The following is a 6879-nucleotide window of genomic DNA, read 5'->3' as shown; positions in this document are numbered from 1 at the left end:
ATTGACCTCCTTTCGCATTTGTATGTTATGGGAATCATTATACCGCGAATGGTGATTCAACAAAACCTTTTTGGTTCTGGCTTGTCCAGGTTAGGAGAGAATAAAACTATGGAATTTGGTTTTTTAGTTGATCGTAGAAGGTACGTTGGATCAAATTTTGAAATTGCACCACTTGATGATATCCAAGACTCCATAGACTGGTTGAACAATGAAGCAAGAGTAAGTAAGGGTTGGATTTATCCACCTTTAATTGAATTGCCATTGGATCCGTCTGAAAAGAAACGTCTGCCTGTAAAAGATTCTGCCACATGGTATAGATTTGAAGCCACTCACACGATTCGTATTTCCCATGATGATCCGGATAAAATAAGATTTCTTATTTTGGGACTCGGTTTTTTGTTTGGCATTTATCTTTCACCGACTGGATATAATTATATAGGACGTGTTCCATATAAAGAAGGAAAACTGACAGGTGTGATCCCTATCGGTGATGATATTGTTAAAGGGACTGAAGCATTATCAGATTTCTATGATCGACACCCAGATGAACGAAAGGGAATGTTTGCGGCCATCCACTGGTTTCTGCTCGGTCAGACATACGCTCACCCTTGGGACAGATTTGATGCTCAATATAAAGTGCTTGACGGTTTATATAAGATTTCTTCAATTCCATCATGCAGTCACTCAAGAAGACCTGTAGAACTGGCCAGGTATTACGGCGTTCATTTACCAAGTTGGGCTGCACTTAACAACGGGAAAAGCAAACTATCTCAGATAAGAAACGATTTGGCCCATGAGGCCATTTATGCGGGCGAGGCAATCGGATACTCAAATCCAGATGAATACTATGATTTATTTTTTCGAGATTTCAATACCAAGCTCTTAGCAGCAATACTTAATTTAGCAACCATTTATATTTCTTCCACGCCTGAAGATCGCCAAATTCACGCGTGGAGTTTTGCATAGTAGGATTATGTGTTTTTATGATTGATCGCGCGGATATTCAGCCAGGATCAGGGGGTACCTTACTTAATTCAAACAATAAACATGCTACGGACAAGCCGCAGATGTTTATATTCAATCAGACACACGGGCGGGAGCGGGCTGGCAAATTATCTGATTTTATGCCACTGCTGAAGCGTTTGCTTCGCGGTGACAAAACCTATTAAAACTTCGTGATCATTGTACAGACCATTTTATTTTCCAATCCTCATATTCTGAAGGTCGCAACCGGTAACGGGCAATATTTCCTTCATGCAGGCCTATCAGTTCCGTTTCGACAACTTCAACAAAACGCTCCCGTTCTTTTGACTCAATTTTTTCAATTGCACATTCTTTTATGTAAGACACGGCCATCTTTTTATTCATGCCATCACCCACAACATTATTTACAACATTGAAAATGGTTGCACGGTGGCGAAGCCGGAAAGGATCTGGCTCCCCAAGTGAACTGCGGACAGCTGAATAGCGGTCGCAAGAACGCTCATATGCCCATATAAAAACATCCCTGAGCAACTCCACTCTATTCAGTTCATATACTCCCATTAGCCCGTCAACATAAGCTTGTTCAGGCACATCTACAAATGAAAGTGGGCACAAATTATCTCGAATAAGGGGAATGTTTGCAGATAGGCGTGAAACCCTCTTGTTTACATCCTCGAATGGCTGGAGATACGGCAACTGAACCATCGCAAAAAAAGCCTGCTCGAATGGGTTCTCTATTGCAGTGGCTTTCTCAAGCACTTGCGAAAAAGACTCTTCTATCCGCTGTGGCACTTCCAAGGGTATATAGACTGTCCCACTTATTCCGACTGGGATGGCGCGTAACTTTCCGCAGGCCCTTGAATCGGCCAGCAGGTTGTCAGAGAGAAGCGCGTGAAGATTGCAAATTGTATAGCTGTTGAACCCGACTTCCTGCGCCTGTTCCACCAATAGTTCGATGGCAGCTTTATGGTTCAGAATCATTTGTGATTCTATCGCCTGTTTGCCCTCGGCGACTTCTCCAAATTCAAGCAAACGATCAGTTTCAAGCAAAGAGTAAGTATTGCCCTCTAGACGGCTTGAATTCCATGACAGATCAATTAAAACACGATTAAATACCTTGCGTGCATATGTTCCGGCTGGCCGATGACCATCCGACGATTGGCCCTTTTCAAAAAGGCGCTGGCGAATTTCAAGAGAAAGGTAAGAGGTTTTATTAGGAATATACTCATCAATAAACCTTTGATTATACCCGACAGGCTGACGGTTCTGAATCGGCTGGCGGACTACCTGCTTTATTTTCTCTCCCTCCTGAGAGACGGGAATATAAACCTCGCCATGAGACTCTAATTTAAGAGTAGGAAGCTTAGCATCTAATCCTGCTCTTGCTTTCACAACATACCTGCTACTGCGGCCCCTGCCTTTTAAAACCAACTTCTTCTGTCCGACAAGGTTACTGAGACGGCGTTGCAGAGTTCGGCGGGATAATTTTTCCATGACAATGCTGATATCTTTTATTGAGGCACCCTCAGGGAATTGACCAACGGCTTTCAGAACATCATCTAATTCATTTTGTGGTATATACTTTGGCATGATAACTATATGGCACATTCTCAATAATTGCGCCATATAAAAATTAATATGGCGCAATTATTGAAAATGTGCCATATAAAAGCAGGTGATAAGAGACCGACTATTGCCGACACTCAACAAAAAAATGCTGACGGACAAGCCGCAGATTTTTGTGTTATAAAATCTAATAACAGCCATGGCAGCCCATCTGCCACAACAAAAGATGAAAACCCGAGAATCCGCAACGGCGGGGATTTTCATATAAAGGATGTGCTATGCACTTTGACAGACCTGGTAGGAACAATACCAAGCAAACCCTTGAAATGGCGTTTATCAGAGGAAAAGAATTGGGGCTTAGTGAGGTTGTAGTAGCGTCGAATATGGCAATACGGCCTATGCTGCCCTTGAAATTTTTGAAGGATTTAGGGTGATTGTTGTGACTCTGCACTGCGGTTATGACAAACCTTTTGAATCTTCGTTGCCAGAAGATATTAAAATCGATTTAGAAAAAAAGGGAGCGACTGTTGTTACGTCTTCTCATGCACTCTCAGGAATAGAGCGTTCTATTTCAGAAAAACATTCTGGTATCTATCCGGTATTGCTCATTGGGGATACCTTGAAGCTTTTTGGTCAAGGCATGAAGGTTGTGGCAGAGATTGCAGTGATGGCTTCTGATGCAGGCTGCCTTAGCGGAAAAGATATCGTCTCAATCGGTGGAACTAATGATGGGGCAGATACGGCGGTCATCCTCAAACCGGCTCATCAGAACAATTTTTTCCATATGAGAATTCGAGAGATTATCTGCAAACCTAGAAAATTTTAGATAACCCTGGTTGCTAATCATAGCTTTCGTAAATTGAAAATTAATTATTCACAACATGTCTTTAGATGGCTGGGTTTTCTCTCCATGAAAGCTTGGAGAAATTATCAGAATAAGCGCTTAATATATAAAATTAAGAATCTTTATAAATAGATACAAAATTTCAAATTGAATGTGCTTATAAATTTGATATAAACAGGTCTTCCCTGATTTTAGGTCAATGGCGTTAATGATTGTATTTTATTACGACGAATAAAATGCCTGTTGATTTTCACAACAGGCGCCATATGTTCAGATTGCATGCCGTTCCGGTACGCTGTTCAAAAGTTCATCGCTCATTTTTTCCATGGCGTGATCCACCATTTTAATGGCATTTCCCCTATCTCTGGGAAGCGTTGCATCAAAGGTCACTGTGTTAATTCCGTGGATGCCCAGATAAATGGTATTCACATCAATGAGTTCAATCATTTTTTTTTGCTCCTCCAGAACTTCCTGTTCCGTTGCCGGAACAAATTTACCTGATTGAACATCTTCCGCCAGTTGGCTATCACCAAAGGCACCCATGGTAGTGACGGATACCCCAATTGGTTTTGAGGCATTGATAAGCTTTGCGTTGGCCACGGCATTTTCAATCCCTTTGCCCCTGCTGGCGCCGCCGAAAATAAGAATAACAATGTGCCGTATCCCGGCCTTGTTCAGCCTTTCCAGCTGCTCATAGGAGTCCTTGAGGCTGAATCCTTTGTTCATATAGGCAAGGGTCTCCTCATGGCCGGATTCGGTCCCCACCCACAGGTCATTAATCCTCAACTCACGCAGTTCTTCTAAATCCCGGTCAGTTTTACTCTTAACGTTATTAATAGACGCATACATTGAGATGACTTCAACTTCGGGAAAATATTTTATTATCAATTGTGCAATTGGTTTCAGGCGATTGGCAGACAAGACAAAGGCATCACCGTTTACGAGAAAAACCCGTTTCACATTGCCATAGGTCTCTTTTGCTTCTTTCAGGTCGGCTTCGATCTGCTCAATGGACTCTATGGAAAATTTAACATCCCTGTACATGGTGCAGAATGTGCATTTATTATGTGTGCATCCGACGGTCACTTGAAGAAGCAGGCTGTTGGCTTCATAGGGCGGCCGGTATGTGGATCCTGTGAATTTCATTTTTACTTTACTCCGTAAATTCGATAAGATTATCAGCTAACTGGATTTCCATTCTTCGATCATTAAGTCTTTTCAGCAGCTTCATCATGTCCCTGGTTAATTTAGATGCTGTGAGAAAGGCCTGCCATGCATAGACCATATAAACCCGCAGGCGCCATCACGATTAGTCCTGGATCGGGTACCATCAGACCGAAGCTTCTTTCCGGGTGGCCTCAACCATATGGTTCATGACGGTGTTGAGAGCCTCCCGATGTCCCTTTTTGATTATGCCTTCCACGGCCCAGATAATATTTTCACTGCCTTCGCTCATTGATCAACCCTATATATCAACGTGGTAGATTAGGCAGCCCGTTGGATTTACAGTATAAGATTTGGTAAAAGGAAGAATTTAGAAGTCAACTTTTGTCCCTGAATAGCAATACTCAAAAATTCTCCGGATATCCGTACTCGCAGGAGACCTGGGGTTCGCCCCCACACACGCATCAGTCATGGCGTTTTCTGTAATTTTTTCCAGCTTGTCATTCCAGTCGGATTCAGAAATGCCGTATTCCTTGATGCTGGATGGCACATTCACAATACTGACGGAGATTTCTGTAACGCGATTCCCGTTTTAACGGGATGTCCGTCCATCATCACAATTCTGTTTTGGATTATTCCCCAGGCCAGCCCGAATGGCCATCCGGGCCGATATGCTGGTGGGTGTGTCAGCTATTAAACATAGCTTTGTTACGTATTTGAGGCGTGGGAAAGCTGGCCCACATCTGGCAAAGTTTAGCAATATCCTTCTATGTTTGCTTTCTGATTTGCCTAAGCGATCTGGGTCATTTCATTGACTGTGAATTCCTCAACTGCACCTTCGGTTGCGGCCATAAAGTCCTTCAAATGCTGGTTCTCCATGTGCGCCTGCCATAGCTCGCGGGATGCCCAGTTCTCATAGAACAGAAAATGGGCTGGGTTTTCATTGTCCTGGTGCAGATCGTAATTGATGCAACCCGCTTCGGCACGGGTGGTGTCGATAAGTCTTATAAGCTCAGTTTTTACCAGATCAATTTTGTCGGCTTTGGTCTTGATATGTGCAACGATGGTTAATTGGGCCATGATTGTTCTCCTTTTTTATTGTCAATTGTAAAAACGGTTGCAGTGGCGGTGTGCCACCGGATTCAGCTGTTCTCAGTGCGAATTAAAGCCATTCAGAACATTCTTGCCGATGACACGGCCGCTCTCCTGCTGAATATGAGCTTCCGTAAGTGTTTCAACATTGAGGTTGCCCAGATTGTTCGAAACAGTGGAAATCAGGATGCCTTCATCAATGAGAGCCGACACCCGGTTCAGCAGGTCATGCTGTTTTTCCATGTCCTCGGTTTGATACATGGAGCGGGTAAACATGAACTCCCAGCTGAAGCTCAGGGCCTTGGTCTTGATCATGGTTATATCCAGTGACTGGGGATCATCGATCAGGGTGATATGCCCCCGGGGCTTGATAAGCTCGACAATGGCGGGGAAATGTCCTTGGGTTCCGTTCAGGGAAGCGACGTAGCGGGGCTCAAGTTCAAGGGCCTTGACCTGATCCACTAAAGATTCACGGTGGTTGATCACATGATCGGCCCCCATTTTTTTTACCCATTCCATGGTGTCAGGCCGGGAGGCAGTTGCGATCACGGTCAGTCCTGTGAGTTTTTTGGCAAGTTGAATGAGAATGGACCCCACACCGCCGGCAGCGCCGATAACCAGCAGGCACTCGCCGTTGCCTTCTCCTTCCTTAAGGCCAAAGGAGTCAAACAGGATTTCCCATGCGGTAATAGAGGTCAGGGGAAATCCGGCGGCTTCGGCAAATCCAAGGGATTTCGGTTTTTTCCCGACGATTCGTTCATCAACGGCATGGCATTCTGAGTTGGTGCCCGGACGGGTGAGATCTCCGGCGTAAAAGACGTCATCGCCCTTATTAAATCTGGTGACATCCCTCCCTACTTCCCGGACAACGCCAGCGGCATCATAACCGATGACCTTGGTGCCCTTTTCCGGTCCCATGGCAGCCCGGACTTTTACATCCACCGGATTGACCGAAATGCCCCGTACCTCGACCAGCAGATCATGGGGGCCCAATTCCGGTGTCTGTGCTTCAAATTCGATTAAGGCGTCCTTGGCCATAATGGATCCTGCCTGATTGTATCCGATTGCTTTCATGTGTTTCTCCTCTGTAGTTTATATTATTGATAAGGTCTTGGTTGTCGACTATTAAGAATGGTTGAACCAAGCCGCTACGCGGCAGAAAAAGCTGAAGTCATGTATACTATGTGGAGTGTTCATACAGAACCACCTCACAACCCTTTTTTCAGGAG

Annotated in this window: 9 protein-coding genes; 4 read left to right on the top strand and 5 right to left on the bottom strand. The window is 44.4% G+C overall.

What is annotated here, in order from left to right:
• Both B9A32_RS20540 and B9A32_RS20535 read left to right on the top strand, forming a co-directional pair.
• Nucleotides 1-966: hypothetical protein (locus B9A32_RS20540; RefSeq protein ID WP_212638049.1), on the top strand; the 966-nt coding region annotated here is incomplete at its 5' end.
• Between the two features lie 17 nt (nt 967-983).
• Nucleotides 984-1169: a hypothetical protein gene (locus B9A32_RS20535; protein ID WP_084072004.1), complete on the top strand. Its 186-nt coding sequence runs from the start codon at nt 984-986 to the stop codon at nt 1167-1169.
• 10 nt (nt 1170-1179) lie between these two features.
• Here B9A32_RS20535 and B9A32_RS20530 read toward each other — a convergent pair whose 3' ends face one another.
• Entirely contained in the window at nt 1180-2610 is a 1431-nt protein-coding gene (locus tag B9A32_RS20530; RefSeq protein ID WP_232367253.1) for a Fic family protein, read from the bottom strand.
• A gap of 12 nt (nt 2611-2622) precedes the next feature.
• Between B9A32_RS20530 and B9A32_RS21455 the strand changes: the two genes are divergently transcribed.
• Together B9A32_RS21455 and B9A32_RS20525 are read left to right on the top strand one after the other, a co-directional pair.
• Nucleotides 2623-2922 (top strand): hypothetical protein, encoded by a 300-nt coding sequence (locus B9A32_RS21455; protein WP_212638050.1) that lies wholly within the window; start codon nt 2623-2625, stop codon nt 2920-2922.
• A 58-nt stretch (nt 2923-2980) separates the two neighbouring features.
• A complete protein-coding gene (locus tag B9A32_RS20525) occupies nt 2981-3376 on the top strand; it encodes a hypothetical protein (protein WP_232367252.1) in 396 nt (131 codons plus the stop codon).
• Nucleotides 3377-3664: 288 nt separating this feature from the next.
• Here the strand turns inward: B9A32_RS20525 and B9A32_RS20520 are convergent, their stop codons facing one another.
• From B9A32_RS20520 to B9A32_RS20510, 4 genes are all read right to left on the bottom strand, one after another.
• Nucleotides 3665-4540 (bottom strand): radical SAM protein, encoded by an 876-nt coding sequence (locus B9A32_RS20520; protein WP_084072002.1) that lies wholly within the window; start codon nt 4538-4540, stop codon nt 3665-3667.
• Nucleotides 4541-4724: 184 nt separating this feature from the next.
• Nucleotides 4725-4850, bottom strand: coding sequence for a hypothetical protein (locus B9A32_RS22450; protein ID WP_269749054.1), 126 nt, complete (start codon nt 4848-4850; stop codon nt 4725-4727).
• Nucleotides 4851-5347: 497 nt separating this feature from the next.
• On the bottom strand, nt 5348-5638 hold the full coding sequence (locus tag B9A32_RS20515) for a putative quinol monooxygenase (RefSeq protein WP_084071999.1): 291 nt from the start codon (nt 5636-5638) through the stop codon (nt 5348-5350).
• A gap of 72 nt (nt 5639-5710) precedes the next feature.
• Nucleotides 5711-6724 carry a zinc-binding alcohol dehydrogenase family protein gene (locus B9A32_RS20510; protein ID WP_084071997.1) on the bottom strand — a complete coding sequence of 338 codons (1014 nt, stop codon included), beginning with the start codon at nt 6722-6724 and terminating at the stop codon, nt 5711-5713.
• Between the last annotated feature and the right edge of the window lie 155 nt (nt 6725-6879).

This window comes from Desulfocicer vacuolatum DSM 3385, assembly GCF_900176365.1.
In the GTDB taxonomy this organism is placed as follows: domain Bacteria; phylum Desulfobacterota; class Desulfobacteria; order Desulfobacterales; family Desulfobacteraceae; genus Desulfocicer; species Desulfocicer vacuolatum.
The sequence above is the reverse complement of the archived record's forward strand: the minus strand, read 5'-3'. Positions and strand labels throughout refer to the sequence as shown.